The 26,005-nt window shown below is 59.2% G+C and carries 24 protein-coding genes and 1 tRNA gene; 13 read left to right on the top strand and 12 right to left on the bottom strand.

The window, feature by feature from the left end; translation table 11 throughout:
• Nucleotides 1-233 precede the first annotated feature (233 nt).
• On the top strand, nt 234-1,625 hold the full coding sequence (gene ahcY / locus PAF17_RS15320) for an adenosylhomocysteinase (protein WP_271889978.1): 1,392 nt from the start codon (nt 234-236) through the stop codon (nt 1,623-1,625).
• Nucleotides 1,626-1,628: 3 nt separating this feature from the next.
• Complete coding sequence (gene metK / locus PAF17_RS15315) at nt 1,629-2,807, top strand: methionine adenosyltransferase (protein WP_271889977.1); 1,179 nt, start codon at nt 1,629-1,631, stop codon at nt 2,805-2,807.
• A 48-nt stretch (nt 2,808-2,855) separates the two neighbouring features.
• Here metK and PAF17_RS15310 read toward each other — a convergent pair whose 3' ends face one another.
• Together PAF17_RS15310 and PAF17_RS15305 are read right to left on the bottom strand one after the other, a co-directional pair.
• Entirely contained in the window at nt 2,856-3,212 is a 357-nt protein-coding gene (locus PAF17_RS15310) for a DUF4870 family protein (protein WP_271889976.1), read from the bottom strand.
• A 32-nt stretch (nt 3,213-3,244) separates the two neighbouring features.
• Nucleotides 3,245-3,709 carry a type II toxin-antitoxin system RatA family toxin gene (locus PAF17_RS15305; RefSeq protein WP_271889975.1) on the bottom strand — a complete coding sequence of 155 codons (465 nt, stop codon included), beginning with the start codon at nt 3,707-3,709 and terminating at the stop codon, nt 3,245-3,247.
• Between the two features lie 68 nt (nt 3,710-3,777).
• Here PAF17_RS15305 and PAF17_RS15300 point away from each other — a divergent pair, with 68 nt between their 5' ends.
• The gene (locus PAF17_RS15300) at nt 3,778-3,963 is read left to right on the top strand and encodes a hypothetical protein (protein ID WP_271889974.1); all 186 of its coding nucleotides are present in this window, start codon (nt 3,778-3,780) and stop codon (nt 3,961-3,963) included.
• 10 nt (nt 3,964-3,973) lie between these two features.
• Here the strand turns inward: PAF17_RS15300 and ypfJ are convergent, their stop codons facing one another.
• Complete coding sequence (gene ypfJ / locus PAF17_RS15295) at nt 3,974-4,819, bottom strand: KPN_02809 family neutral zinc metallopeptidase (RefSeq protein ID WP_271889973.1); 846 nt, start codon at nt 4,817-4,819, stop codon at nt 3,974-3,976.
• Nucleotides 4,820-5,002: 183 nt separating this feature from the next.
• Between ypfJ and PAF17_RS15290 the strand changes: the two genes are divergently transcribed.
• The 4 genes from PAF17_RS15290 to PAF17_RS15275 all read left to right on the top strand — a co-directional run bounded on the left by PAF17_RS15290 (nt 5,003) and on the right by PAF17_RS15275 (nt 10,076).
• Nucleotides 5,003-5,581, top strand: a complete 579-nt coding sequence (locus PAF17_RS15290; RefSeq protein ID WP_271889972.1) for a YqaA family protein — start codon at nt 5,003-5,005, stop codon at nt 5,579-5,581.
• Nucleotides 5,578-6,066 carry a disulfide bond formation protein B gene (locus PAF17_RS15285; protein WP_271889971.1) on the top strand — a complete coding sequence of 163 codons (489 nt, stop codon included), beginning with the start codon at nt 5,578-5,580 and terminating at the stop codon, nt 6,064-6,066. Before PAF17_RS15290 ends, PAF17_RS15285 begins: the two co-directional genes overlap by 4 nt.
• 94 nt (nt 6,067-6,160) lie before the next feature.
• Nucleotides 6,161-8,911 carry a DNA gyrase subunit A gene (gyrA, locus tag PAF17_RS15280; RefSeq protein ID WP_408636435.1) on the top strand — a complete coding sequence of 917 codons (2,751 nt, stop codon included), beginning with the start codon at nt 6,161-6,163 and terminating at the stop codon, nt 8,909-8,911.
• Between the two features lie 64 nt (nt 8,912-8,975).
• A complete protein-coding gene (locus tag PAF17_RS15275) occupies nt 8,976-10,076 on the top strand; it encodes an AI-2E family transporter (protein WP_271889970.1) in 1,101 nt (366 codons plus the stop codon).
• 18 nt (nt 10,077-10,094) lie between these two features.
• On the opposite strand, the gene PAF17_RS15270 is transcribed toward PAF17_RS15275, so the two are convergent.
• From PAF17_RS15270 to PAF17_RS15255, 4 genes are read right to left on the bottom strand one after another with little or no spacing between them, the layout of a single operon-like run.
• Complete coding sequence (locus tag PAF17_RS15270) at nt 10,095-12,593, bottom strand: DUF3772 domain-containing protein (protein ID WP_271889969.1); 2,499 nt, start codon at nt 12,591-12,593, stop codon at nt 10,095-10,097.
• 6 nt (nt 12,594-12,599) lie between these two features.
• Nucleotides 12,600-13,631: a cysteine synthase A gene (locus PAF17_RS15265; protein ID WP_271889968.1), complete on the bottom strand. Its 1,032-nt coding sequence runs from the start codon at nt 13,629-13,631 to the stop codon at nt 12,600-12,602.
• 39 nt (nt 13,632-13,670) lie between these two features.
• Nucleotides 13,671-14,789 (bottom strand): NUDIX domain-containing protein, encoded by a 1,119-nt coding sequence (locus PAF17_RS15260; protein WP_271889967.1) that lies wholly within the window; start codon nt 14,787-14,789, stop codon nt 13,671-13,673.
• Nucleotides 14,786-15,661, bottom strand: coding sequence for a DUF2059 domain-containing protein (locus PAF17_RS15255; RefSeq protein ID WP_271889966.1), 876 nt, complete (start codon nt 15,659-15,661; stop codon nt 14,786-14,788). The genes PAF17_RS15260 and PAF17_RS15255 overlap by 4 nt, the downstream gene beginning before the upstream one ends.
• A gap of 96 nt (nt 15,662-15,757) precedes the next feature.
• Between PAF17_RS15255 and PAF17_RS15250 the strand changes: the two genes are divergently transcribed.
• From PAF17_RS15250 to PAF17_RS15225, 6 genes are all read left to right on the top strand, one after another.
• Nucleotides 15,758-15,847: transfer RNA gene (locus PAF17_RS15250), tRNA-Ser, on the top strand.
• Between the two features lie 280 nt (nt 15,848-16,127).
• Nucleotides 16,128-16,286 carry a hypothetical protein gene (locus PAF17_RS15245; protein ID WP_271889964.1) on the top strand — a complete coding sequence of 53 codons (159 nt, stop codon included), beginning with the start codon at nt 16,128-16,130 and terminating at the stop codon, nt 16,284-16,286.
• Nucleotides 16,287-16,397: 111 nt separating this feature from the next.
• Nucleotides 16,398-16,604 carry a hypothetical protein gene (locus tag PAF17_RS15240; protein ID WP_271889963.1) on the top strand — a complete coding sequence of 69 codons (207 nt, stop codon included), beginning with the start codon at nt 16,398-16,400 and terminating at the stop codon, nt 16,602-16,604.
• A gap of 1,067 nt (nt 16,605-17,671) precedes the next feature.
• The gene (locus PAF17_RS15235; protein WP_271889962.1) at nt 17,672-18,358 is read left to right on the top strand and encodes a M48 family metallopeptidase; all 687 of its coding nucleotides are present in this window, start codon (nt 17,672-17,674) and stop codon (nt 18,356-18,358) included.
• Between the two features lie 56 nt (nt 18,359-18,414).
• Nucleotides 18,415-19,611, top strand: coding sequence for a hypothetical protein (locus tag PAF17_RS15230; protein WP_271889961.1), 1,197 nt, complete (start codon nt 18,415-18,417; stop codon nt 19,609-19,611).
• Nucleotides 19,608-20,948, top strand: coding sequence for a cytochrome P450 (locus tag PAF17_RS15225; RefSeq protein WP_271889960.1), 1,341 nt, complete (start codon nt 19,608-19,610; stop codon nt 20,946-20,948). Before PAF17_RS15230 ends, PAF17_RS15225 begins: the two co-directional genes overlap by 4 nt.
• Nucleotides 20,949-20,950: 2 nt before the next feature.
• Here the strand turns inward: PAF17_RS15225 and PAF17_RS15220 are convergent, their stop codons facing one another.
• The 5 genes from PAF17_RS15220 to cysS form a co-directional block, all read right to left on the bottom strand.
• Nucleotides 20,951-22,033, bottom strand: a complete 1,083-nt coding sequence (locus tag PAF17_RS15220) for an ABC transporter ATP-binding protein (protein WP_271889992.1) — start codon at nt 22,031-22,033, stop codon at nt 20,951-20,953.
• A 17-nt stretch (nt 22,034-22,050) separates the two neighbouring features.
• The gene (locus PAF17_RS15215) at nt 22,051-22,872 is read right to left on the bottom strand and encodes an ABC transporter permease (protein WP_271889959.1); all 822 of its coding nucleotides are present in this window, start codon (nt 22,870-22,872) and stop codon (nt 22,051-22,053) included.
• Complete coding sequence (locus tag PAF17_RS15210) at nt 22,869-23,741, bottom strand: ABC transporter permease (protein ID WP_271889958.1); 873 nt, start codon at nt 23,739-23,741, stop codon at nt 22,869-22,871. The genes PAF17_RS15215 and PAF17_RS15210 overlap by 4 nt, the downstream gene beginning before the upstream one ends.
• An 88-nt stretch (nt 23,742-23,829) precedes the next feature.
• Nucleotides 23,830-24,600 (bottom strand): squalene/phytoene synthase family protein, encoded by a 771-nt coding sequence (locus PAF17_RS15205; RefSeq protein WP_271889957.1) that lies wholly within the window; start codon nt 24,598-24,600, stop codon nt 23,830-23,832.
• Nucleotides 24,597-25,979 carry a cysteine--tRNA ligase gene (cysS, locus tag PAF17_RS15200; RefSeq protein ID WP_271889956.1) on the bottom strand — a complete coding sequence of 461 codons (1,383 nt, stop codon included), beginning with the start codon at nt 25,977-25,979 and terminating at the stop codon, nt 24,597-24,599. Before cysS ends, PAF17_RS15205 begins: the two co-directional genes overlap by 4 nt.
• Nucleotides 25,980-26,005: the final 26 nt, after the last annotated feature.

The raw sequence follows: 26,005 nt of genomic DNA, 5'->3' as shown, positions 1-26,005 counted from the left end.
TCCTCTCGACCGGTCACTGTGATCCGGCGTAGAATGATCCGTGATCATGGCCCCGGGCCCTGGTCGGATCGGGGGCAGCGCACCGCCTCTGATCGGGGCTGCGGTGGTTCTGGGGTTCTGCCGCAGCCTTGACGTCGCATTCCAGCCACTGCTCTAATCAGGCAAATCGGCCTTTCGCTTGATGGGACCATCCATTATCACTGCCCTAAATTCAGCTAAAGAAAGATCGCCCCGTGACCGATTACATCATCAGGGACATCGGCCTTGCACAATATGGCCGCAAGGAATTCGATATCGCAGAGACCGAAATGCCGGGGCTGATGGCGCTGCGGGAGGAATATGGCGCGGACAAGCCCCTGGCGGGCGCACGTATTGCTGGCAGCCTGCACATGACCGTTCAGACCGCAATCCTGATAGAAACGCTGACCGCACTTGGCGCGGATGTCCGTTGGGCTTCCTGCAATATCTATTCCACCCAGGATCATGCCGCCGCCGCGATTGCCGCAAGCGGCGTGCCCGTCTTTGCCGTCAAGGGTGAGACGCTTGAGGAATACTGGTCTTATACCGACCGGATCTTCCAGTTCCAGGATGGCCCGGCAAACATGATCCTGGATGATGGTGGCGATGCGACGATGTATGTCTTGCTGGGCGCGCGCGTCGAAGCCGGAGAGACTGACCTGATCGCGGTTCCCACCAGCGAAGAAGAAGAGGCCCTGTTTGCGCAGATCCGCAAACGCCTGAAAGAAAGCCCCGGCTGGTTCACGCGTCAGCGCGACGCGATCAAAGGTGTCAGCGAAGAAACGACCACCGGCGTTCATCGCCTGTATGACCTGCACAAGAACGGGCAGCTGCCCTTCCCTGCAATCAATGTGAACGACAGCGTCACCAAATCGAAATTCGACAACAAATATGGCTGCAAGGAATCGCTGGTCGACGGAATTCGCCGCGCCACCGACGTGATGATGGCGGGCAAGGTTGCCGTTGTCTGCGGCTATGGCGATGTCGGCAAAGGCTCGGCCGCCAGCCTCAGGGGCGCGGGTGCGCGGGTCAAGGTTACCGAGGTCGATCCGATCTGCGCCCTTCAGGCGGCAATGGATGGTTTCGAGGTCGTGACGCTGGAAGACGTTGCGGCGACCGCCGATATCTTTGTGACGACGACCGGCAACAAGGACGTGATCCGCCTTGAGCACATGCGCGACATGAAAGACATGGCCATTGTCGGCAATATCGGCCATTTCGACAACGAAATTCAGGTGGCTGCGTTGCGCAACCACAAATGGACCAATGTCAAGGAACAGGTGGACATGATCGAGATGCCGTCTGGCAATCGCATCATTCTGCTTAGCCAGGGCCGGTTGTTGAACCTGGGGAATGCCACTGGCCACCCTTCTTTCGTGATGTCCGCCAGCTTTACCAATCAGGTATTGGCCCAGATCGAGCTTTGGACCAAGGGCGGGGATTACCAGCCCGGCGTTTATATCCTGCCCAAGGCATTGGATGAAAAAGTTGCCCGGCTGCATCTGGACAAGATCGGCGTCAAACTTTCGACGCTGTCCAAAGAACAGGCCGATTATATCGGCGTTACGCCAGAAGGCCCCTTCAAATCAGACCATTATCGGTACTAATCAATGTCTGACTATTCGCTATTCACCTCCGAGTCCGTCTCGGAGGGACATCCCGACAAGATCGCCGATCAAATCAGCGATGCCATTCTCGATGCCATTCTCGCCAAGGATGCGCGGGCCCGCGTGGCCTGTGAAACCATGGTCAAGACCGGCGTTGCCATCATCTCGGGTGAAATCACCACCAGCGCCTGGGTCGATCTGGAATCGATCGTGCGCGACGTCATCAATGACATCGGCTATACCAGCAGCGATGTCGGCTTTGACGGGGCGACCTGTTCGGTCATCAACATCATCGGCAAGCAATCCCCCGAAATCAATCAGGGCGTTGACCGCGCCAGCCTTGAAGAACAGGGCGCGGGCGATCAGGGTTTGATGTTCGGTTATGCCTCGGACGAAACCGATGTGCTGATGCCGGCACCTATCACCTATGCGCACCGTCTTGTCGAACGGCAATCGCAGGTGCGCCGCGACGGCACCCTGAACTGGCTGCGCCCCGACGCCAAGTCACAGGTGACGCTGCGCTACGGTGATGACGGACGCCCCACGGCGATTGACGCCGTGGTGCTTTCGACGCAGCACAATCCCGATATTTCGCTGGCCGATCTGCGCGAGGCGGTGATCGAAGAGATCATCAAACCGGTCCTGCCCGCACAATGGCTGTCGCGGGACACCAAGTATTTCATCAACCCGACCGGAAAGTTCGTCATTGGCGGCCCCGTCGGAGATTGCGGGCTGACCGGGCGCAAGATCATTGTCGACAGTTATGGCGGCATGGCCCGTCATGGCGGGGGCGCGTTTTCGGGCAAGGACCCGTCCAAGGTTGATCGGTCCGCGGCCTATGCCGGACGCTGGGTGGCCAAGAATATCGTCGCTGCCGGTCTGGCCAGCCGTTGCGAGATTCAGGTCAGCTACGCCATCGGCGAAGCCCAACCGACATCAATCAGCCTGAACACGTTTGGTACCGAAACCGTCGCCCATGACCGGATCGTCGCCGCGGTTCGCGACGTCTTCGACCTGCGTCCCTTTGCGATCATTCGCGATCTGAACCTGTTGCACCCTATTTATCGCCCCACTTCGGCCTATGGCCATTTTGGACGTGATCCCTACGAACTGGCCGGCGCCACGGCGTTCAGCTGGGAACGCACGGATCGGGCCGATGCGCTGCGTTCCGCCATCAGCTAGGAAAACGGGGCCAGAGCGCCCCGTTTTTTTATGCGAGCTCCGATAACCTCAATAGGCCATCATCCCCCAATGCCGCGTGCCCGAAAGGGGTTTGCCCTCATTGGCCAGCAAGAATCCGGAAATGACCCGAATCGCGCCCCAAACCGCCAGAAATGCCCAGATCAGGAATCCGATCCCGATCACCGAGGTGATCAGCGCCAGCATGCCAATACCCAGGCTGATCCAGAACGTCCTGATCTGAAAGGTCAAATGACTGTCCAGAACGGCATCCCTGCCGCGCGAAAGATAGGCATAGACCACCCCCGCAAGCGCAGTCACAACCAGGATATAGCCAATGGCGAAGAGGCCATAGATGATCTTGGCCTGGGTCATGTCGGGCTGCCCCGAACTTTTGGGAAGCGTCATGTTCGTTCCCGTTTCCAGTTGAGTTGTCAGTGCTAACCGTAAAGCGCCCGTGCGCGATCTTCAAAGGCTTTTACGATACGCGACATGGCCTCGTGGAAGACCACCCCGATCAAACGCTGCAGGATCGCGTTGCGAAACTCGAAATCGACATAGAATTCGACATGGCAGCCGCCTTCCGCGCGATCGGTGAACACCCATCCGCTGCGCATGTATTTGAACGGGCCGTCCAGATATTCGGTATCGATCTTCAGGGCACCCGAGGCGGGATCGGCGGGCCACAGTACCACCCGGCTGCCAAATCGTTCGCGAAACACCTTGAAGCTGATGACGAGATCGGCGGCGATTTCTTCGGCCCCGTCATCGCGGGTCTTGCGCGACCGGATTCTGGCCGCGCTGTTCCACGGCAGGAATTCGGGATATTTCTCGACATCGGCGACAAGGCCGAACATCTGGGTGGCGGTATAGGGAAGATCGCGGCTGTCCTGATGATGCGGCAAGGTAATCTCTTGTGTTCGTGGCGCACAGCTGATGTGTTCGCCCCCGGCATTAACAGGGAGTCCGGACCATGAACAACCTGATCTGGCTGCTTCGGGCATCAAAATGGGCTCGGAACCCACCCGGAAAATCCCGTGTCAGGCTGGTTCTGGCGGTGATTGGCGTGGCAATCGTGATCGTCGCGCTGGAAAAGCTGGGCCTGTGGCCGGACTGGGCGCGGCTGTCCGAAGGGCGCGCCCCGCGCCTGCCGCGCTAGGCACAGGCCCTCAAAGTCCCGCAGCGCCGAATGTGTCGCATTGCGCCATCTGACCAGAATTATAGCCGCGCATCAGCCAATGCTGCCGTTGCTGGGCAGATCCGTGGGTAAAGCTGTCGGGCATCGGCGTTCTGCCCGCCCCGGACTGGATAACATCGTCACCCACGGCATGCGCGGCGTCCATGGCTTCCTGCAGGTCCCCGGCTTCCAGCAGGTCGAAACGTTCATGGGCCTGTCGCGCCCAGATCCCGGCATAACAATCGGCCTGCAACTCGATCAGGACCGAAAGCGCATTGGAATCCGCCTGGCTCGACCGGCTGCGAAGCGCATTCACCTGACCAAGCGTCCCCACCAAGTTCTGGACGTGATGCCCGACCTCATGCGCGATAACATAGGCAAAGGCCGCATCACCGCCAGCCTGCATCTTCTGCTGCATCAGATCGAAGAAATCCGTGTCCAGATACACCTTGTGATCATTGGGACAATAAAACGGCCCCATGGCAGCCGAGGCCCCGCCACATGCAGATTGCACCTGCCCACGGAACAGGACCAGCGTTGGATCGCGATAGGCGACGTTCGCCTGTTCAAGCAGGACACTGGCCCAAACCTCTTCTGTATCGGCCAGAATCACCGATACAAATTCACCATAAACCTGATCGCGCTCGGAAAGCGGTTGCCCCGTCGCAGCAGGGCGTTGATCCAGTTCGCTGACAATCGGGGAAATATCGACCCCGAAGAAATATCCGAATGCCAACACAACCAGCATCCCGACGATCCCGACACCCCCTGCCCCGCGGGCGCCCATGCTGCGCCTGTCATCTATGTTGCGGCTGCCCCGTCTGCCTCGCCATTGCATCTATTCGCCCCTTGTTACCCATTTCGGAACGCCCCATCCCAGAGCGCCAGATCCTGCCAAACCCGCTGCGCGGCATCACTACGCCATGTTGAACATGATCACAGGGACGCGAAAGCGGCGCAAGACGCTTGACCCCGTTTCGATGCCGGTCCATCCACATCCACAAAAATGGAAGGGACCGTGATGCTGCGAAAGCTTTATGACTGGACCATGGGGCTGGCGGCACATCGTCACGCCATGCCCGCCTTGTTCGGCGTGAGTTTCATCGAAAGCTCGGTCTTTCCGATTCCGCCGGATGTGCTGATGATCCCGATGGTCCTTGCACGGCGCGCACGGGCACTGGCCATCGCGTTTGTCGCAACCTTCGGGTCGGTTCTGGGCGCGCTTCTGGGCTATTGGATCGGCGCGGTTCTGATGGACAGCGTTGGCCAGTGGGTTCTCAGCGCCTATGGCAAGCAGGAAGCCTATGAAACGCTGACCACCCGGTTCAACGAATATGGCGGCTGGGCGGTGCTTTTCGCGGCACTGACGCCGTTTCCCTTCAAGGTTATCACGATCTTTTCAGGCGCCGTTGGCTTGTCATTGCCGCTGTTTATCCTGACATCCGTCCTTGGGCGCGCGGCACGGTTCTTCGTCGTTGCCGGTCTGTTGTGGCGCTTCGGCCCGCCCATTCGTGATTTCATCGAGAACCGGCTTGGCCTTGTCTTTACGATCTTCATGATCTGTCTGGTCGGCGGGTTCGTTGCCCTGAGGTATCTATGACCCCGCTAAAACTGAGTTTGCTGGCTGGTGCCGGTTCGGCGGCATTGCTGCTGGCCGCGCTTGGATTTCAAGCCGCCGGTTATGCGCCATGCGAATTGTGCATCCTGCAGCGATGGCCGCATCTGGCCGCCGCCATCATCGCCGCGCTGATCTGGCTGACCGGTCAGGTTCGCCTTCTGGCCGTTCTGGGCATGGCGGCCGCGGCGATTGCCATGGGGCTGGCAATCTATCACAGCGGCGTCGAAATGGCATGGTGGGCCGGACCCGCCCATTGTTCTGGCGGGGTCGGAAATATTGCGCAGATGTCACCACAGGACCTGTTGACCAAGCTGCAGGCAGCCCCCGTGACCCGCTGTGACGAGGTGTCATGGCGTTTTCTGGGCCTTTCCATGGCCAGCTGGAACGCGATTTGTTCCGCTGTTTTGCTTGTGATCTGGTCGATCGCCGCAATGCGCGGCCAAAATGGCGGCAAAACGGCAAATTGAAGGGGGGCAAGATTGCCCCCAGAAACCGTGTCGGCTATACCGAACCTCAACAAGATGTTGAGGAATTTCCGTGGCCGACACCCCCGAAGACGACTTGCCCGAAACGCCACAGTCCGAACAGGACGACACCGCCGAAAAACGATCTGTCATGCCCCATGACGGACCGGTGATCGATATCTCATCCGAGATGCGGACATCCTATCTGGATTACGCCATGTCGGTCATCGTCAGCCGTGCGATCCCGGACCTGCGCGATGGGTTGAAACCTGTTCACCGCCGCATCCTTTACGCAATGCAGGAAAGCGGAAACACCGCCGACAAGCCCTATCGCAAATCCGCCCGTCCGGTCGGCGATGTCATGGGTAAGTATCACCCCCATGGCGATGCCGCGATTTATGACGCGCTGGTGCGGATGGCACAGGATTTCTCGATGTCGCTTCCCCTGCTGGACGGGCAAGGGAACTTCGGATCGATGGATGGCGACCCGCCTGCCGCGATGCGCTATACCGAAGTGCGCATGGACAAACCTGCGGATTTCCTGCTGAAGGATATCGACAAGGACACGGTTGATTTCCAGGACAACTATGATGGCAAGGATCGTGAACCCACGGTCCTGCCCGCGCGCTTCCCGAACATGCTGGTCAATGGCGCCGGCGGCATCGCGGTTGGCATGGCCACCAATATTCCGCCACACAACCTTGGTGAGGTCGTTGATGCAACGCTGGCGCTGATCGAGAACCCCGATCTGCCGACCGAACGTGTCATGGAAATCATTCCCGGCCCCGATTTTCCGACCGGCGGGCTGATTCTGGGGCGGTCGGGGGCGCGCAAGGCTTACCTCGAAGGGCGCGGCAGCGTCATCATTCGCTCCAAGACCCATATCGAGGAGCCGCGCAAGGACCGCTTTGCCATCGTCGTCGACGAAATCCCCTATCAGGTCAACAAATCCAGCCTGATCGAACGGATTGCCGAACTGGCCAAGGAAAAGAAGGTCGAGGGTATTTCCAGCGTCCAGGATGAATCCGATCGTCAGGGTGTGCGCGTCGTCGTCGAACTGAAACGCGATGCCACACCCGAGGTGGTGTTGAATCAGCTATTCCGCTTTACCCAGCTGCAAACCAGCTTTGGCTGCAACATGCTAGCGCTGAACGGTGGCCGGCCGGAACAGTTGAAGCTGCGCGATTTTCTGACACATTTCATAAGTTTCCGCGAAGAAGTTGTTGCCAGACGCACCGCCTATGAACTGCGCAAGGCGCGGGAGCGCAGCCATATCCTGTGCGGTCTGGCCGTTGCCGTCAGCAATGTCGATGAGGTCGTCGCCACCATCCGCAGCAGCGCCGATGCCGCCGAAGCACGCGAGCGCCTGATGAAGCGCCGCTGGCCGGCCCATGAAATCGAAGAATATCTGCGCCTGATCGACGACCCGCTGCATCCGATGAATGATGACGGCACCTACTACCTGTCGGAAACGCAGGCCCGCGCCATTCTTGAACTGCGACTTCAGCGCCTGACCCACATCGGCGTCAAGGAAGTCACGGACGAATTGCAGCAACTGGCCGCCGCAATCCGGGATTACCTGGCGATCCTTGCATCGCGCGAACGTATTCTGGAGATCATCTCGAACGAGCTGCAAGAGGTTCGCGACCAGTTTGCCGTGCCTCGCCGCACCGAGATTACCGAATGGTCCGGTGACATGCTGGACGAAGATCTTATCGAACGCGAGGATATGGTCGTCACCATCACCTCGGGCGGATATATCAAACGAACGGCGCTGGCCGAATTCCGCGCGCAGCGGCGTGGCGGCAAGGGGCTTTCGGGCATGGCCACCAAAGAGGATGATGTCGTCACGACATTGTTCGTGGCCAACACCCATACCGAATTGCTGTTCTTCACGACCGACGGCATGGTCTATCGGTTGAAAACCTGGCGCTTGCCACTGGGTGGGCGCACAGCCAAGGGCAAGGCCATCGTCAATATTCTGCCAATTGATTCAGGGGTTTCTATCGCGGCTTTGATGCCTGTCGATGCGCCGGAAACCGAATGGGAAAGCTATCAGATCGTCTTTGCTACCTCGCAGGGCGATGTGCGCCGCAACGCGTTGTCGGATTTCACCAATGTCAAATCCAACGGCAAGATCGCGATGAAGTTGCCCGAAGGCGTCAGCCTGATCGGGGTTCGTATGGCCACGATTGATGATGATGTGATGCTGTTCACTGAACATGGTCGCGCCATCAGGTTCCCGACCACCGCCGTGCGGGTTTTCAAGGGCCGCGATTCAACCGGCGTCCGTGGCATCCGTCTGGCCGAAGGCGACGGGGTTGTCAGCATGTCGGTCATTCGTCATTTCGAGGCGGATCCGGCCGAACGGGTCGCCTATCTCAAGATGCGCCGCGCGGTTGCGGGGGCACTGGACGATGGTGCCGAAGCCGATGATGACGAAGATAACGTCGCGGAAGGCTCGATCACCCAAGAACGCTATGCCGAAATGTCTGCGGCCGAGGATTTGATCCTGACCATCACGGCCAATGGCTCTGGCAAGACCAGCTCCAGCCACGGTTATCCTGTCCGCGGTCGCGGTGGCCAGGGCGTCATGGCGATGGACAAGGCAATGCGCGGTGGACCTCTGGTTGCCAGCTTCCCGATCGAACCGGACGACCAGATCATGCTGGCGACATCGACGGGGCAATCGATCCGGGTTCCGGTCGAAGGCATCAGCTTCCGCTCGCGCAGCGCAGGCGGGGTCCGGGTGTTCAACACCGCAGCCGGGGAAAAGGTTGTATCGGTTGCCCGCATCGCAGAACAAGGCGACACCGAAAGTGATGAAGACGGCGCCGAAGACATCTAGGATCAAATTCGCCGGGCAGTGCAAACACCCTGCCCGGCATGGACAATCAGGAACGAGGTAAGGATTGGATCAGCGTTCGGGCGAGGCAGTTCTTCGAGAGAGGCTTCAGACAGGTTTTCTGGGCATCATCGCCTTCAGCCTGTTGTTGTTCATGCTGGTTCAGGCCCGCTTTCTTCTGATCTCCCTAGCCATCGCGATTATCCTGTTTTCCCTGACCTCCGACGCGATCTTCGCGATCTCGTCGCGGCTCAAGGTTCCGAACTGGCTGGCGACAACCCTGGCGCTTATTGGCATTGCCCTGGGGCTGTTGTGGGTTTCGACCACGATTGTCACCCAGGTGAACGAGGTCGTGGTGACGGCCATCGCCTATGCCGAACAGGCGCAGGCGGCCCTGCCCGGGTTGACAGAATGGCTTGGCCCCGACGCGCAGGAACGCGTTCTGACCGCCTTGTCGAACTTCAACATCACCGGGTGGATCAGATCTCTGGCCGGTCAGGCGTCCGGGGTGCTGTCAGGCAGCGTTCTGGTCATTCTGTTCGTCGGCTTCATGTTTGCCGAACAGGTCTGGTTTCCCATCAAGGTCGAGCGTCTGACAAATGATCCCACCAAGGCTTTGCATGTGCGTCAGATCATTTCCTCGATCATGCACCGTGTGAACCGCTATCTGGTCGTCAAGACCGCCGTCAGTGGCGTCACGGCAATTGCCGTCTGGATGATCTTTCACCTTGCCGATCTGGAACTGGCGGGACCAGTTGCCCTGTTGACCTTTGTTCTGAACTTTGTGCCTTCGGTCGGATCGATCATCGCTACCGCGATTGCCGCCGTTCTCGTCTTTGTGCTGAGCGGTGACACCACGCTGACCCTGTTGGTCGGCACGGCATGCAGCCTTGTGCAATTCATCATCGGAAATGTCCTCGATCCGATGCTGCTGGGGCAAACGCTGCGTCTTTCCAGCTTTGGCATCATTCTCAGCCTGGCGTTCTGGGGCGCTGTGTGGGGCGTGCCGGGCATGTTTCTGGCCGTGCCCATCATGGTTGCGCTGATGATCGTTTGCGCACATATTCCATGGCTGCGTCCCGTCGCGGTGCTGTTGTCGCGCGAGGGGCTGCCCGATGATGGCAGCAGCGACAATGCAAAAGCACCGCCGCCATCCCTGGCCGCCTGAAAACCGGGCTTGCGTCAGCTACCGGTCTCCATCACCACCGCCCCCTGCATCACCGGAATCCGCATCGCCGGCCCCATCTGCATCGGGATCGTCAAAGGCAATTCGTGGATCATTCACGGATTTCGGATATTGCTTTGGGCTGGCCTGTTTCTGCCGTTCCGCCGGCTTTGGATCGCTCCCGCCGTGCAACGCCTCTGGATTGCGTATCCAGACACCTTGCTGCGGGAAGGGCATCTCGATGCCTTCTTCGGCAAAGCGTTCGGCGATCAGATGGCAGACTTCCGAGGTGACACCCAGTCCGGCCATCACGTCACTGAGAATGGCGCGCACCTCAAAGTTCAGATAGCTGTCACCGAACCCACGGAACAGGACCGAGGGCGGCGGATCGATCGTGACCACGGGCTGATCTTCGATGATCTCACGCAGAATCTGTTCAACCCGGCGCGTATCACTGCCATAGGCGACCCGCACCGGAATGATGATCCGTCCGGTCTGGTTGTGACGGGTCCAGTTGGTGACCGGCTGACTGATCAGGTCGCTGTTTGGAACGATCACCTCGGTCTGATCAAAGGTCTCGACCTGCGTCGAGCGCACCGAGATGCTCTTGACGATCCCTTGTTGCCCTCCGGCGCTGATCCAGTCCCCGACGCTGACCGGGCGTTCAATCAGTAGGATGATACCTGACACAAAGTTCGACACGATATTTTGCAGGCCAAAACCGATACCGACCGACAGCGCACCAGCCACGATTGCGATCGAACTGAGATCGATCCCGGCAGACACGATCGCGATCACCGAAGCCAGAAAGATCCCGACATATCCGACCCCCGAAATAACGGCCGTCTGACCGCCGGAATTCAGCTTGGTCTTTGGCAGGATGGAATTGCGCAAGGCCCCCTGCAATCCGCGCGTAACCGAATAGCCGATCGCAAAGACGATGAGAAATGTCAGCACAACGCCGGGCGACAGGTTGACACCGCCGACACTCATTCCATTCGTGAACGTGATCCAGATTTCAGCCAGCTCGGCACGCCGCGCGCCCCAGATCACCAGGAACAGCGGGATCGACGCCAGGATCAGCAACAACCCAACCGCCAACGGAACCAATCCGTCGCGCGCCCCGTCCTCGCCACGCTTCAACATGGCATAGACATCGGCCACAAAATCCTGAAGCAGCACAAGAACACAGATCAGCACCAGCGTCAGTGTCGACGGCCAGAACAGGGTATTGGCGAAATTGATGAAGCCCATGGCACCAAAGAGCACCGCGAACACGACCACCAGCCTGGCAAACATCCCGGTATATTTCAGGACCGTATGCCGGTAGATATTCCCGTGAAAACTGTCATGTGTATCCAGCTTGCGCAGCGTCGATCCCAACCGGAACAACGCCAGCCCCGCCAGAACCAAGATCGTGAAATGCCCCACCGAAGACGCCGCGGCGGACATATCCGCCGGAACGCGATTGACCGTGTCGCCGATCCGTTCGTAGATTCCGCCCAATGGAAGCAACGCGGATGACACGACGTGGTGGATCGCGAACATGACGCCCAACGCGGACAGCATGCGACGTGCGCGATTGCGCTGCGCCTTATCCATGCGAAGCGAATCATACATGATCGCCTGTTTCGGGAACAGTTGCCGGGCAAGCCAGCCAAATGAAAAGAAGATGATAAAGGCACGCGGCAATGCATCCAGAACCGGGGTGATCCATGGGCCTGTCAGTCCGGTGGCTCGCACTGCATTGATCGCCAGGTAAATCCCGATCATCGGCAGCACGATCTGTCCCAGCGAAACGACAAAAACCACGACCGCACGCGAATATTCGGATGCATGGATAGACAGTCGCGACGGCAGCGACCCGATCCAGAGACGCCCATAGGTCAACAGGATCACGGCCGAGATCAGATAGGCCAGAACCTGAGGCAGTTTCTGCGACAGATTGGTCCAAGTGCTGTTCTTGCCGATCTCGATGGCTTCGGCGCCGATCCCTTCGATCAGCGCAATCCCGTCTTTCCAGGCGACGGCCCAACTCGACGGTGCCAATGGCGATGGCGACAGTTGCGCAAGCGCCACCGCCTGCCGTGTATCTGCCAGTTTGTCGATCTCATGGATCAACGCGTCGGCACGGCTGAAAGCCTCGACGGCCGACAATTGGGGCGCCTGCAACCTGGCCAATTGCTCCTGCAACTGGGAACGGCGGCGCGCGACCTCTTCGCTTTCGGTTTCGCCTTCGGCGGGCGCAGGCCCAAGTGCGTTCAGCTGTTCGTTGACCGTCGAGATCCGCGCCTCATTGACCGTCTCACCGTCGCTGAACTGCTTGCGCCAATCCACAAGCTCGGCGCGCATGTCGCGCAACTCGGCATTTGTGGAATCAGGATCATCCAGCAATTGCTCGGCCTGGCGCGCCTCGGTTTCCCAAGACGCGTAGTCCAGCCCTTTGTCTTCCTGTGCTGAGATCGGCGTGGCCAGCAGGATCAATCCTGTCAGCAGGATCGCAAGAAGGGCATGTGGCATTCAGATTCAGTCCTCGAAAACTTCCGGAAGTTCCGGCGCCCCGCGCGACATCCATTGCGGCACCGGCAGCCCCTTGGCTTTCAGGAATTCCGGATTGAAAAGCTTGGTTTGATACCGGTTGCCATAGTCACAGAGCACCGTCACGATCGTGTGACCCGGGCCCATTTCGCGGGCCATGCGCATCGCACCAGCAACATTGATACCTGACGATCCGCCAAGGCACAGCCCTTCGAATTCGAGCAGGTCAAAAATGATCGGCAAGGCTTCGGCATCAGGAATACGCCAGCTGAAATCCGGCGTGAATCCTTCAAGATTGGCCGTGATCCGCCCTTGTCCGATACCCTCGGTGATCGAACTGCCCGGGCTGTCAAATTCGCCGGTCGTATAGAAGGAATGCAACGCCGCCCCCTCAGGGTCGGCCAGCCCGATCTTGACACCTTTCGGTTGCAACGCCATCGCGACCCCGGCAAGGGTCCCCCCGGAACCAACGGCGCAGGTAAAGCCATCGACCTTGCCGTCGGTCTGCTGCCAGATCTCGGGGCCGGTCGTTTCGACATGCGCTTGTCGGTTGGCCGTGTTGTCGAATTGATTGGCCCATATCGCGCCGTTCGGTTCGGTCTGGGCCAGCGCTTCGGCCAACCGCCCGGAATAACGGACATAATTGTTGGGATTGCGATAAGGGGCCGCGGGAACTTCGACCAGGGTTGCACCTGCAAGGCGCAGCATGTCCTTTTTTTCCTGGCTTTGTGTCTCGGGAATGACGATCACCGATTTGAACCCCAACGAGGCGCCAACCAAGGCAAGACCAATACCGGTATTCCCCGCCGTACCCTCGACGATGGTGCCGCCAGGTTTCAATGCACCGCGTTCCACGGCATCCTTGATGATATAAAGCGCGGCGCGATCCTTCACGGACTGCCCCGGGTTAAGAAATTCGGCCTTGCCCAGAATTTCGCAACCCGTCTCATCGCTGGCGCGGTTCAGGCGAATCAGGGGCGTATTGCCGATCGCGTTGGACAAGTCAGAGCAGATGCGCATGGCGATCGACCTTCATACAGTTCATTCGTTTCCGCATTCCTACACGGCAGGGTCACGCAGGGGCAACCCCGCCCCGCACGACATCAGCTGCTGCCTGAGATCGGGTTTGCGATGTTGCAACCACAATGCCAACCCCGCCAGCGGACCATTGGTGATTTCATTGGCCAGAACCATGTCGATCAGCCGATCACATTCAAGGATATGGCCGCGAATGTCCTCGACCTCGCCATCAAGGCCGTGAATGCCGGCGCTGTCATCAGGCAGATCCGCGATACCGACATACATGTAAAGAAATTCCGCGGCGGCGCCGGGGCTTGGATAATGATGAAACGCGGCGAACATCCGGCCCAGTTCCAGCCCCGCCTCTTCCTGCGCCTCGCGGCGGGCCGCCTGTTCCGGACTTTCGCCGGCGTCAATGCGACCGGCGACGGCCTCAAGCAGCCAGGGCTGGCGATCATGGCGGATCGCCGGGGCAAAGCGGAACTGTTCGATCAACAACACACGGTCGCGGATCGGGTCCCAGGGCAACACGACCACAGCGTCACCCATCACAAAGGCTTCACGCGTCATTTCAGGTGTAAACCCACCCTCGTGGGTGCGATGCGACAGGGTTTGTTTCTCGACCGCAAAAAATCCCGCATAGACTTGGGCGCGCGCGCGGACCTGAATATCTTGCGCGTCTCGCCCGGCCACGACATTCCCGCCTGAGATTGGCCCATTGACAGCGCGCAACCGGCTGTCTGCCCAGACGGCAATCATCGGCAAACGCCCCGCAATATCGCGCGCCGACAGGTGATTTCCCGCCTCCAGTATTTCTTGTGCCACAGCGACCGCCAGATCGATCTGGGGAGCGTTGCCACCAACTCGGTCTTCCTGACACCCCTTGACGCCCAGTATCGACACGCCCTGCCAGTTTACCGGCACCAACCCCATGACTGAGGCATATCTTTGCAGCGCGTCATTCCCGTGAACCCGGACATATGGCAGCACGGCTTCATCGGCGTGCAATTCCGGCCATCCATTCAAGTTGAGCCCGGCCTGCGGGGCTGCACCCAGCCTGCCATGCAACCTGCGGTCCTGGCCCAAAGCCACCAGGCCGAACACCGACAACATCGCCGGTTCGGCCAGCAACCCGACCAGATAGATTTCGTCATTCACAGGTCGCGACCTTGCAAATGCCCGGCGGCCGCAAATCCCAGATTCCATGATGTCTGCTGAAACAGGGCATCAAAGCCCGCAAACAACACCGAGGAAAGCGCCCTGCCCTCGGGCGAACCCGCAAAGTCGATATATTCTTCCAGCTCACGGTCACTCAGCGGTGAATAGGCCAACAAAAGATATGCCTCCATCCAGCCCAAAGTCTGGGCGCGGATTTCAGGCTCTTGTGCCCATGCATCTGACAGGATCTGTTGTTCCGTCATCGCCATGTCAAAGCCGTCACCTTCGGCGAACCCACGTGAAAACGCCATCAAAGCGTTCATGCCGCCAGCCACGTTCGGCCCAACAAGATCCGCATCGTCGATCAAGCGTGCGATCTGTCCCACACGCGGATGTCCGTGACTGGCCGCATCCAGAAACGCGTCGCGCGCGGCAGATTCAGCGCCCGGGTCCAGCATGGCCAGCCTTGCGGCTGTTTCCAACCCGATGATGCGCTGCCCCAACTCGGTTTCATAGAATGCAAGAGCCCGCTCTATATCGTCATCGTCGCGCGGGCGTGTATCCAGGGCTTGCGTCGCCCCCACAAAGAAATGCTGTTTCAGTCGTTGCGGCGCATGTATCCGGGACACAATCTCAAGCCAGCGCGCGCTGTCTGTACGCCCGCTCATGTCCTGCTGCATCAGTTCGGCTTCGACCAACGCCTCATCATGCAGAATAGGCATCAGCGCCGTCATGTCCAGATCCTGCCAGATCCGTTCCAACTGCGCCGGGGACTGGACCTCGACACGCGTCAATGGGACCGCCGCGGATCGTCCGGGACCGGTCAAAACCCCGGCCAGTGCAACCGCAAGCACAGCCATGAACCTGAACATAACAAGGCCTTTCGTATTTTCGCACTTTTTTCCTTGAAACCCTCTTGCACTTCAACCCCTTCCCCTCTAAATCCCCGCCTCACCACACCAAAGCGCGGAGAGGTGCCGGAGTGGTCGAACGGGGCGGTCTCGAAAACCGTTGAGCCTTCACGGGTTCCCAGGGTTCGAATCCCTGTCTCTCCGCCATTTATCTTTGATTTCATTGAGAAATTCGGCAAATCGCCAAATCTACTGATATTCTGCTGACGATTTTCAGGCGCTGTTTTGCGCTTTCTCTGCGGTTGAATGCCTCCAAGTAAACTACCTTTTAGAAATGCGATGGGACGCTTGGTCGCAACGCGAGATTGTTGTATATTCTCGTTATGTTCTTCCGACGCCTCCGGTGTTGCTGCCGCATCATTAATTAGGCGCGGAACATGGGGCAAAGTAAATCGGGATGGGCGTCCTTTCAGATGGGACGCCCTACGTGAATCAGCGCGGCCTTGCCGCACGCTGCGGCGTGCAAAACGCTCATATTGGTTACATCCGCGCACATTGGAACGAAGACCCGGCCAAGCCACGTATCCAGAACATCAAGGCTATGCTTGGAAAAGTCGCCAACGTTCTCGTCGCGGCGCATTTCTAGGTGAAGCATAAAGGGACGGCTCACTACTGTTATCCCGCCGAAGTTTGCCTTGCTGTCTTGGAATACTACGCATTCGACGCTGGAACGAACTGTCAGCCAGAAGCGCGGGAAATGATCTACGCACAGGTCGGCTACGATCCCACCGGGGCAAAGCGGTTCGACAAATGGCATGAGCGGATCGCGCTCAACTATCAGTCTGCGCCCAAGGGCTACTTCCACGTTTTCAACGAAGCCCATACGATCATCTATGAAATGATTGAAGCGGGGGCGGCCATTGACGAAAAGACCATCGTAGACATCTATATTGGCCAGCACTGATTAGAATACTGGGATGCGTCTGGTTTCAACAACGTTTGTCGAAGGCAAGGCGAAGAAAGGTGATTTCCCGCCGTCGGTCGCACAGCTTGCAATCGCAGCGGTCGAGACGCCCCAAATCGCTGCAACCGAAAAGAAACCCCGACTGCGACGGTGAACGCAAACCAGGGTCAGTTGCCCTTGGCACTTAGGGAACTTTCGTCATGGGTGTTCGCACAAGGCCGCGACGCTGGACCGGTCGGCGAGAGCGAGAGCAAGCAAGTGTATCGGACGCTATTCCCAGAGAAACGTGGCAGGTGGTCGGAATTTGAGCCTGCCCGCTGAGCGGAGTTTCTGCGTATCACCTCCCCTCCGCCATTTTTCCTGTCGAAGAAGTGTTACTCCAAGCCGCCTCGTATGAGATTATTTCATTGTTTTCACAAGATATGCGGGGTGAGGCAGAGCGCCGGTCTCGGAACCAGAGGGGCCGAAGGCGGCCCTCGGGGTCAACATTCTACAGGCCTTAGAACTCCTCCGGGGTTGGTGGGGTGTTTATAAAGAAACAACAGGTTCATTTGCTTGCAGCAAGCCGAACCCTTTGGTTCAGGAACGCCTGGAAAATAGGTCTGAACCCGACCCCCGCGACTGAAAGAGCAGGACAGCCTTGGTTGTCCGCAGCAGCATCGCACAACTGACCTGCTTTCTGTGTGCTGCTGGCGATTGTTGCAGACCGAAGGCAGCAGGGTGACGATAACCAAGGCCATTTCGCGCATTCCGCCTATCCGGACCTCCGTGCAAATCGTGGTGCCGTGGGCAACATGAATGACTGATGGTGCGATATGTTACAGTGGCAGGACGCAAGCACCGTCGGACTGCCGCCCTTCGACCATAATCGATTGTGCTGGTCCGAACATGTCTTTCGCTCAGCGATTCCCTATCCGGAAGGTGCCTCTGACTGTCGACAACAGACCTATACCGCAAAACTCGGCAAAAGCGGATGCCGGATCGAGAAAATAGAACGATCTGTGCCTAATCAATTTCAACAAGCGATGTGCTGGCAGAACTGATCCGCCGTCCCCATCTTACATGTCATGTTGAAGCTGCTACCCCTTTTGTTGCTGATCGCCTATCTGGCCGCCATGTGGTTCTTTTCGGCATGGCGGCTGAGGCGCGACCTTGACGAAAACTCGACGCGATTGGACCATCCGCGCCTTAACGATGTGTTGATGCAACTGGGTCAGGCAATGGATCTGCCGCCGGTCAAGGCGCATATCTACGAAGTCGAACCCGTCAACGGTCTGGCGGCACCGGATGGACGTATCTTTCTAACCCGCGGCTTCATCCGCAAGCTGGATGCCTGCGAGGTGACACCCGAAGAACTGGGCAGCGTCATCGCACATGAATTGGGGCATGTGGCCCATGGGCATTCGCGCCGCCGCATGATCGATTTCGCGGGCCAGAATGCGATCAGGTTGGCGCTGTCGGCAATTCTGGGGCGGCTCATCCCCGGACTGGGCGCATGGATCGCCAACCTGATCGCCAGCGCGGTCTCTGCGCGACTGTCACGACAGGATGAATTCGAAGCCGACCGTTTTGCTTCGGCACTGATGATCAAGGCGGGCTATGGCACTGCCCCCCAGAAGTCGCTGTTCGAGAAACTGGATCGTCTTAGCCAGCAGCGCAGCAATGCCACGCCGGCCTGGTTGTTGTCTCACCCGCCGACGCCGCGGCGCATCGCGGCGATAGAAGCCAATGAAAGGCGTTGGGCCTCGGATTAACGCCTTGTTCTCAGCGGCATTTGTCCTATCCTGCGACCCGGCAAAAGGGCCCGGTAATGTCGCATTCGTTTCGTCGCAAGATTCTTTACATTCCAGGGTTCGATCCGATCCCACCCCGCCGCTATCGCGAATTGTTCCGGCGCGAATCCGCAAAGCAAGGCCGCATATCTGATTATCGCATAAATATGAGTCCCAAGGGGGCGGCGGGCAGGAAGTTCGGTTGGGACTGCACCGGCAGTTTCGGGAGCGAAATCGCGCAAAGCCGCTTCGACGTGCTGGTCTGGGACGATCTGGTGCAACACTCGATGCGTCGCGGCATTTTGGGAACCTATGTTCAACTGGTCACGACTTCCTGGACCTATATTGCCTCGGGCGCATTGTGGCGTCTTATGAAGCTGCGCCGTGGCCCGGTGCTGGCTGCACTATATCCGATAGCGGTGCTGCTGGTGCAATTGCTGCTCGGCCTGATCGCGGGGCTGGTGGCGGGTTGGTATCCGGGCATCTGGATGGGATGGTGGCTGGGTCTTGCGATCGGCATGGCGGTCTTGTGGCTGACCCTTGCGGGCTTTCGTCGCCTCGACAACCGGATCTTTGCTTATTACCTGATGCATGACTATGCCTTTACCGCCCAGAACCGTGGTGCGTATCCCCCCATGCTGGAAAAACGACTGGCAGAGTTTTCCCGACATCTTGAACAATGTCTGAACGAAGATCTGGATGAGGTTCTTGTGGTTGGCCACAGCTCGGGGGCCTATCTTGCCGTATCGCTTTTGGCCGATACACTGCGCCGCCGCCCTGTGCCGCCGGACGGCCCAAAACTGGCCTTGCTGACCCTTGGCCACGTGGTTCCCATGGCGTCTTTCCTGCCCAATTCGCACCGCCTGCGTGGCGATCTGAGCTGGCTGTCGCAATCGCCGCAGCTGTTCTGGCTGGATGTTACGGCGCCGGGGGATGCCTGCTGTTTCGGCCTGTGCGATCCGGTCGCCGTCACCGGTGTCGATGCCCCGAACCAGAAATGGCCGCTGGTCATATCGGCCGCGTTTACACAGACCCTCTCACCGGAAACCCTGCGCAAGTTGCGCTATCGTTGGTTCAGGCTGCATTTTCAGTATCTGTGCGCCTTCGACCGACCCAATGACTATGATTACTTCGCGATCACGGCGGGGCCGCAAACCCTTGCACAGCGTTTTCAGAGTCGCGATCATTCTCCGGGTCGCATCACGATTCCGGCAGGACGGGGACTGGCGTCGTGATCCCACCCAAACCCCCAAGCGCCGAGGGGCGCAGCTCGGTCATCCGGCTGGCGCGGGCGTTTCGACGGGATCTGCTTTCGGCCCTGCCGGCACGACTTTATCGCGCCTGGATGGCGGAATATCGTAGCCCGCTGATTCACAGCTTCGTCTGCAACGATCCAGCTCTGGTTCGTCTGATCCTGCGCGAAAGACCTGACGACTTTCCCAAATCGAACCGGCTCAAGGAAGGTCTGGCACCGCTGTTGGGCAATTCGGTTTTCGTTACGAACGGTGCCGAATGGGCGCATCAACGGCGGATCATCGATCCCGCATTCGAAGGAGGACGCCTGCGCGAAAGCTTCGCTGCGCTCTGGGCCGCGACGGACGCAACCCTCGCACGGCTCGGACCCGGCGAAACGGATATCGAACCGATCACAAGCTACGCCGCCGCGGATGCGATTTTCAGAACCCTGTTTTCTTTACCGATCGAACACGAAATCGCGGATCGCGTGTTTCGCGCCTTTCGTGCCCATCAGGATGCCCAGCCCATCGTCAACCCGGCCGCATTGCTACCCCTGCCCGATTGGGTGCCACGGTTTCATTCGCGCAGAACCCGCGCAACCGCAGCCGAAATTCGCGGGTTGATCGAGGCGCTGGTCGCCAAACGGCTGGATGCCATCCGCGAGGGCACGGCGCCCGACGATCTGGCCACCAAGATCATGACAACCCCCGACCCGGAAACCGGCCAGTGTTTTTCCGGACCTGAAATGGTCGATCAGGTCGCGATCTTTTTTCTTGCCGGTCACGAAACCAGCGCCTCGGCGATGGCCTGGGCGCTGTGGCTTCTGGCGGCCCACCCTGATTGGCAGGATCGCGTTGCCGCGGAAGGTGCCGCACTGACGCGTGATTTTTCCGCGCTCGGCCAGTTGCGCGCCACCCGTGCCGTGTTTCGCGAGACGCTGCGGCTGTATCCGCCTGTGCCGATGATGGTTCGCCAACCCCGGCAGCCCGAGGTTTTTCGTGACCGAGACATACCCAAGGGCGCACAGCTGGTCTTGTCGCCCTGGCATCTGCACCGGCATGAACGCCTGTGGGACCGTCCGGATACATTCGACCCGGCCCGTTGGGACAGCGATGCCGGAAAGGCAAGCGCCAGCAAAGCCTATATTCCCTTTTCCGCCGGACAACGTGTCTGCCCCGGTGCAGGTTTCGCAATGCTGGAAGCCGTGCTGATGCTGTCACGGATCACCGCAGCCTATCACCTGACACCGACCGCCCAGACCCCTGTCCCCGTCGCGCGGCTGACGGTGCGCGGACGTGACGGGATCAGGCTGCGCCTGACCCGCCGTCAGAGCTAGGCTCAGCGAAACAGCACCAAGGATCCCGGCGACCACGCAAGACGGGTCCGCGTCCCGACCGCCTGGACATCGCGACCAAACACGTTGCGCATGGAAATTCGAACCGGTTCGGGCACGTTTTCAAGCCGCAGATCGTAATAGGTCATGTCGCCGTAATAGACCACTTCATCGATCACGGCCTCGGTTTCGCGCGCCTGGGTGTGGGGTTGCGAAGGTCCGATCAGGGTCATGGTTTCAGGCCGAAAGCCGATGGTCGGTTCGGGATCATCCGGATTGGCGCGGCTGATCTGCGAATGCGGCAGATCGACCTGCCCAAGCCCGCCAACCTGAACTGTGACATGACTGTCGGTTTCCCCAATGATCTGCGCGGGCAGGAAGTTCATGACCCCGATGAAATCCGCCACCCTTCGATCCCTTGGTCGGGCATAAAGGGCTTCGGGTTCGTCAAGCTGGGCGATGCCCCCTTCGAACATCACTGCGATACGATCGCTCATGACCAGTGCCTCTTCCTGATCATGAGTGACCAGAACAAAGGTGATTCCGACCTGGCGTTGCAGCTTGATCAGTTCGACCTGCATCTGTTCGCGCATCTTGCGGTCCAGCGCCGAAAGTGGCTCATCCAGCAAAAGCACCTTGGGCTTGAGGATCAGCGCGCGCGCCAACGCGACGCGCTGGCGCTGCCCGCCCGAAAGCGCATGGGCCGCTCGGTTGCCATACCCCTTCAGGCCAACCATGCCCAAGGCCTCCTCGACCAGAGCCGCCTTCTCCGCCTTGCCGCGCGGATCGCGCCGCAAGCCAAAGGCAACGTTCTGGGCCACGCTCAGATGCGGAAAAATCGCATAGGACTGAAAGACCATGTTCGTGGGCCGCTGGTTGGCGGGAACATCCTCCATATGCTTGCCGTCGATCAGCACGGCACCCGACGAGATATCCTCGAACCCGGCAATGGTGCGCAACAGCGTCGTCTTGCCGCAACCAGATGGCCCCAACAGCGAAAAGAACTCGCCTTCGCGGATGGTCAGATCAATCCCGCGAAGCGCGTGATAATCGCCATAATATTTGTGGATGTCCTGGCATTCGATCATTGCCTTGGGCCCGTCGCTCACAGAAAGCCTCCGTTGTCCTTGCCGCCGATGCGCGCAATTCCACGCCGGCGGAAATATTCACCGACCGCCAACAGGACAATCGACAACGCCACCAGCACCGTGCCAAGCGCCATGATCATCGGGATCTGCTTGGGGAAACGAAGCTGGCTGAAAATATAGGTGGGAAGTGTCGGCTCGTTCCCGGCCAGAAAGAACGCGATGATGAATTCGTCCAGACTGATCGTAAAGGAAATCAACAGCGAACTTATGATCCCCGGCATGACAAGGGGCAAGGTCACCAGGCGAAACGCGCTCCATTTGGTTTCACCCAGATCATAGGCCGCTTCCTCAAGCGATTTGTCCAGACTGGAAAATGCCGTCGACAGGATGGCGATCCCGTAGGGCATGCAGATCAGCGTATGCCCGACAATCACCGTCAGCACCGACAGGCTCAGCCCGCTGCCCAGCAACACCACCAACAAGGACATCGCCACGATAATCTCGGGCAGCACCATCGGCAGCATGATAAAGCCCATGATCCCACCCTTGCCGGGAAATTCGAACCGGGTCGAGGCGCGCGCTGCAAATATCGCCAGGCAGGTCGCCAGCAGCGAAGACGACACCGCAATGATCAGCGAATTCGTCAATGCCCGCCGCAAGGTCGCATTGGCCCACATCTGCACGAACCAGTCGGTGGTGAACCCTTGCAGCGGAAAGGCGATGATCGTGCCCGAATTGAACGCAAAGACCGGCAGCAACGCGATGGGCGCATACAGAAACAGCAGATACAGGATCGCGTAAATGCGCAGACCGCTGCCTTCGACGGAACGCTGACTCATTGGCGCACCTTCAGGAAACGACGGTTCAGGAACAGGAAGATCAGGCTGACCACGGCCACGATCGACATCGCGGTCACCGCAAGCGCCGATCCCAGCGGACGGTTGTCCAGCGCCAGCATCTGCACCTGGATCAGGTTCGCAATCATCGGGATCTTGCCGCCGCCGATCAGTTCGGGCGTGACGTAATCCCCGATGGTGGGAATGAACACGATCAGGGTCGCGGCAATGACGCCGGGCATCGCAAGGGGCAAGGTCACCCGCCAAAAGGTCATGACCCGGCTTTCCCCAAGATCCCGCCCTGCCTCAAGCAATGAGCGGTCGATCTTTTCCAGCGCCACGAATATCGGCAGGATCGCAAAGGGCGCATAGGCATGCGCCAGCGTCAGCACGATGGAATTCACATTGTAAAGAATGAATGTCAGCGGCTCGTCGATGATGCCCAGACCCGTCAATGTCGAGTTGATCACCCCGTTATATCCAAGAATGACCTTCCATAGGAAAACCCGGATCAGATAGCTGGTCCAGAATGGAATGGTGATCAGAAACAACCACATCGACTTGCGTTCGGGTCGGACCATGAAACTGACATAATAGGCCACGGGAAAGGCCAGAACCACGGTGACAAGCGTGACCAGCCCTGCAACCAGCAACGAGCGCAGCATGATCTTGCGCACGATCGGATCGCTGAACACCTGCGCATAGTTTTCAAGGGTGAACTCCTTGACCACCTCCAGGTAGCCATCGGTCAGAAAACTATAGGCCAGGATGGTCAGAAGCGGCGCCGCCAGAATCAGCAGCGCATAGACAAATGGTGGCGCAATAAGGGAATAGCCCTGTCTGGCCTCGGCGTCGAAGATGCGCTTCGTCATTCTACTGTCCCGAATGTCACCCGCAATCGGCGGAGCTTGGGACCAGTATTTCCACAGAGCCGTGTCGATGAAAAGAGGGTTTGCACCCTCAGCGCCACCACCTCTTGGTCAGGGCCAGCCGGGCCAGCGACGCCCGCCGCTGAAACGGAGAAATCGCAGGTGTTTCCACAAAACAGTCGATATTCCCGCGCCTGACCTCATCCAGAAAACGGGGAACGCGCGGTCCGGGATACAATGCCGCCGCCGCAGCGACCGGCACGGCCCGGTGCCCGCGCGCTGCACGGCGCAGCGCTTCCTGTCCGATCTCGGCCAGCTTGTCCACTGCCCCGGCATCAGGCGCTTCCAGCCCCAAGCCCAGTGGTTGCAACTTTGGCAACGCCCGCAACCAAGCAGCTATACCGCTTCCCAGTGCATGATCGGCGATGACCCGATGCGCCGCGCCAGCCGCACCCAGTCTCCGGGCCGCGAACCACATCAGCGCCCCGGTCGTGGCATCGATATAGCTGACCACCGCTTCGGGGTTGAGAAACGGTTCTCGCTGACAATCCCGGCGCCGCGCTTGGGCCAAAGCCGCCAATTCGCCCGCATCCGCGCCCCATTCGGACCACAAGGGGGACAAAACGTCGTGCAATGGCGGCTCGATCCCCCTGCGCATTTCGGTCAGTCGATCCACCCACCATTGCAGACGCATTTCGGCCAGCATCGGCTCATTGGATTGAAACGGTGCGCGCGCGACCTCAAGGTTCAGCGCATATAAAGAAACCAGCGCGGGACGTTGCGGCGCGTCGGCAACCAGCACCGCGCCAAAGCGGTCCGGGTCTTGCTGTCGCAACAGTTCCGTGCAGGCCTCGAGGGTCATGCCGAATAGGCCCGTGCCAGTTCCGCAAGCCGTTCTTCGTCAAACCCCGCGGCCAGCGACCATTCTGCGCCTTGCGCCGTATCCTTGACTTCGACCCCTGCCGCCGCGAATCCGTCACGGATCGCATCGGCACGCGCAAAATCGCGGGACTTGCGCGCATCGGCCCTTGCGGTCAGCAGCGCCTCGATCATGGCAGCCGCATCATCACCCGCCTCGGCCCAGCTTCCCATCTCGGGCAACATCAACCCCATCATCTGCGCGGATGCCAGGAACACCGGAAGATCCTCCCTGTTCGCCAGATCGTGCAGGGCGGCAATGGCACCCGCCGTGTTCAGATCGTCACGCAGCGCATCGATCACCGCGGGTGCCGGGCTTGTGGCGGGTTCGATGCCCGCCACAAGCCCCCGCCACCGCCGAAGCACCGCCTCGGCATCCGCCGCCTTCGCCTCGGTCCAGTCCATCGGCTTGCGATAATGCGTTGACAACATCACGAAACGGATCACTTCACCCGGCACACCCTTGTCCAGAAGATCGCGCACCGTAAAGAAATTGCCCAGGGATTTGGACATCTTCTTGCCCTCGACCTGCAACATTTCGTTGTGCAGCCAGAACCGCGCAAACTCTCCGTCGGGATGGGCGCAGCAACTTTGCGCGACCTCGTTTTCATGATGCGGGAATTGCAAATCCATGCCTCCGCCATGAATGTCAAAGCTGGGCCCCAGCAAAGCCGCTGCCATGGCCGAGCATTCGATATGCCAGCCCGGGCGCCCGTTGCCCCAGGGGCTGTCCCATCCCGGCTGCCCTTCGCCCGAAGGCTTCCACAACACGAAATCCATCGGATCGCGCTTGAACGGCGCAACCTCGACCCGCGCGCCTGCGATCATGTCATCGACGGTACGGCCTGACAGGCGACCATATTCACCGTAGGATCGGACATCAAACAATACATGTCCTTCCGCGACATAGGCGTGACGGCGCGTGATCAGGTTTTCGATCATCGCGATCATCTGCGTGATATAATCGGTCGCACGCGGTTCATGATCGGGGCGATCAGCCCCCAAAGCGTCCATATCGGCATGGTACCAGCCGATCGTTTCCTCGGTGATGTCGCGAATGTCGCGCCCCGATTGTGCGGCACGCGCGTTGATCTTGTCATCGACATCGGTGAAATTGCGCACATAGGTCACATGGCTTTCGCCATAAACATGGCGCAACAGCCGCACCAGAACGTCGAACACCAGGACCGGGCGCGCATTGCCCAGATGGGCACGGTCATAGACCGTGGGGCCACACAGATACAGCCTGACATTGCGCGCATCCAGCGGCTGAAAGCTTTCCTTCTTGCGGGTGCGGGTATTTGTCAGCCGGATGTCGACCATGATGCGCCTCTGTTATAAAGTCACAG

This window comes from Paracoccus onchidii (genome assembly GCF_028294535.1).
In the GTDB taxonomy this organism is placed as follows: domain Bacteria; phylum Pseudomonadota; class Alphaproteobacteria; order Rhodobacterales; family Rhodobacteraceae; genus Paracoccus; species Paracoccus onchidii.
The sequence above is the reverse complement of the archived record's forward strand: the minus strand, read 5'-3'. Positions and strand labels throughout refer to the sequence as shown.

Coding starts and splice junctions, on each gene's coding strand:
- metK (WP_271889977.1), top strand. CDS start 1,629: ATGTCTGACTATTCGCTATTCACCTCCGAGTCCGTCTCGGAGGGACAT.
- PAF17_RS15310 (WP_271889976.1), bottom strand. CDS start 3,212: ATGACGCTTCCCAAAAGTTCGGGGCAGCCCGACATGACCCAGGCCAAG.
- PAF17_RS15300 (WP_271889974.1), top strand. CDS start 3,778: ATGAACAACCTGATCTGGCTGCTTCGGGCATCAAAATGGGCTCGGAAC.
- ypfJ (WP_271889973.1), bottom strand. CDS start 4,819: ATGCAATGGCGAGGCAGACGGGGCAGCCGCAACATAGATGACAGGCGC.
- PAF17_RS15290 (WP_271889972.1), top strand. CDS start 5,003: ATGCTGCGAAAGCTTTATGACTGGACCATGGGGCTGGCGGCACATCGT.
- PAF17_RS15285 (WP_271889971.1), top strand. CDS start 5,578: ATGACCCCGCTAAAACTGAGTTTGCTGGCTGGTGCCGGTTCGGCGGCA.
- PAF17_RS15270 (WP_271889969.1), bottom strand. CDS start 12,593: ATGCCACATGCCCTTCTTGCGATCCTGCTGACAGGATTGATCCTGCTG.
- PAF17_RS15265 (WP_271889968.1), bottom strand. CDS start 13,631: ATGCGCATCTGCTCTGACTTGTCCAACGCGATCGGCAATACGCCCCTG.
- PAF17_RS15255 (WP_271889966.1), bottom strand. CDS start 15,661: ATGTTCAGGTTCATGGCTGTGCTTGCGGTTGCACTGGCCGGGGTTTTG.
- PAF17_RS15240 (WP_271889963.1), top strand. CDS start 16,398: ATGATCTACGCACAGGTCGGCTACGATCCCACCGGGGCAAAGCGGTTC.
- PAF17_RS15235 (WP_271889962.1), top strand. CDS start 17,672: ATGTTGAAGCTGCTACCCCTTTTGTTGCTGATCGCCTATCTGGCCGCC.
- PAF17_RS15230 (WP_271889961.1), top strand. CDS start 18,415: ATGTCGCATTCGTTTCGTCGCAAGATTCTTTACATTCCAGGGTTCGAT.
- PAF17_RS15220 (WP_271889992.1), bottom strand. CDS start 22,033: ATGATCGAATGCCAGGACATCCACAAATATTATGGCGATTATCACGCG.
- PAF17_RS15215 (WP_271889959.1), bottom strand. CDS start 22,872: ATGAGTCAGCGTTCCGTCGAAGGCAGCGGTCTGCGCATTTACGCGATC.
- PAF17_RS15210 (WP_271889958.1), bottom strand. CDS start 23,741: ATGACGAAGCGCATCTTCGACGCCGAGGCCAGACAGGGCTATTCCCTT.
- PAF17_RS15205 (WP_271889957.1), bottom strand. CDS start 24,600: ATGACCCTCGAGGCCTGCACGGAACTGTTGCGACAGCAAGACCCGGAC.
- cysS (WP_271889956.1), bottom strand. CDS start 25,979: ATGGTCGACATCCGGCTGACAAATACCCGCACCCGCAAGAAGGAAAGC.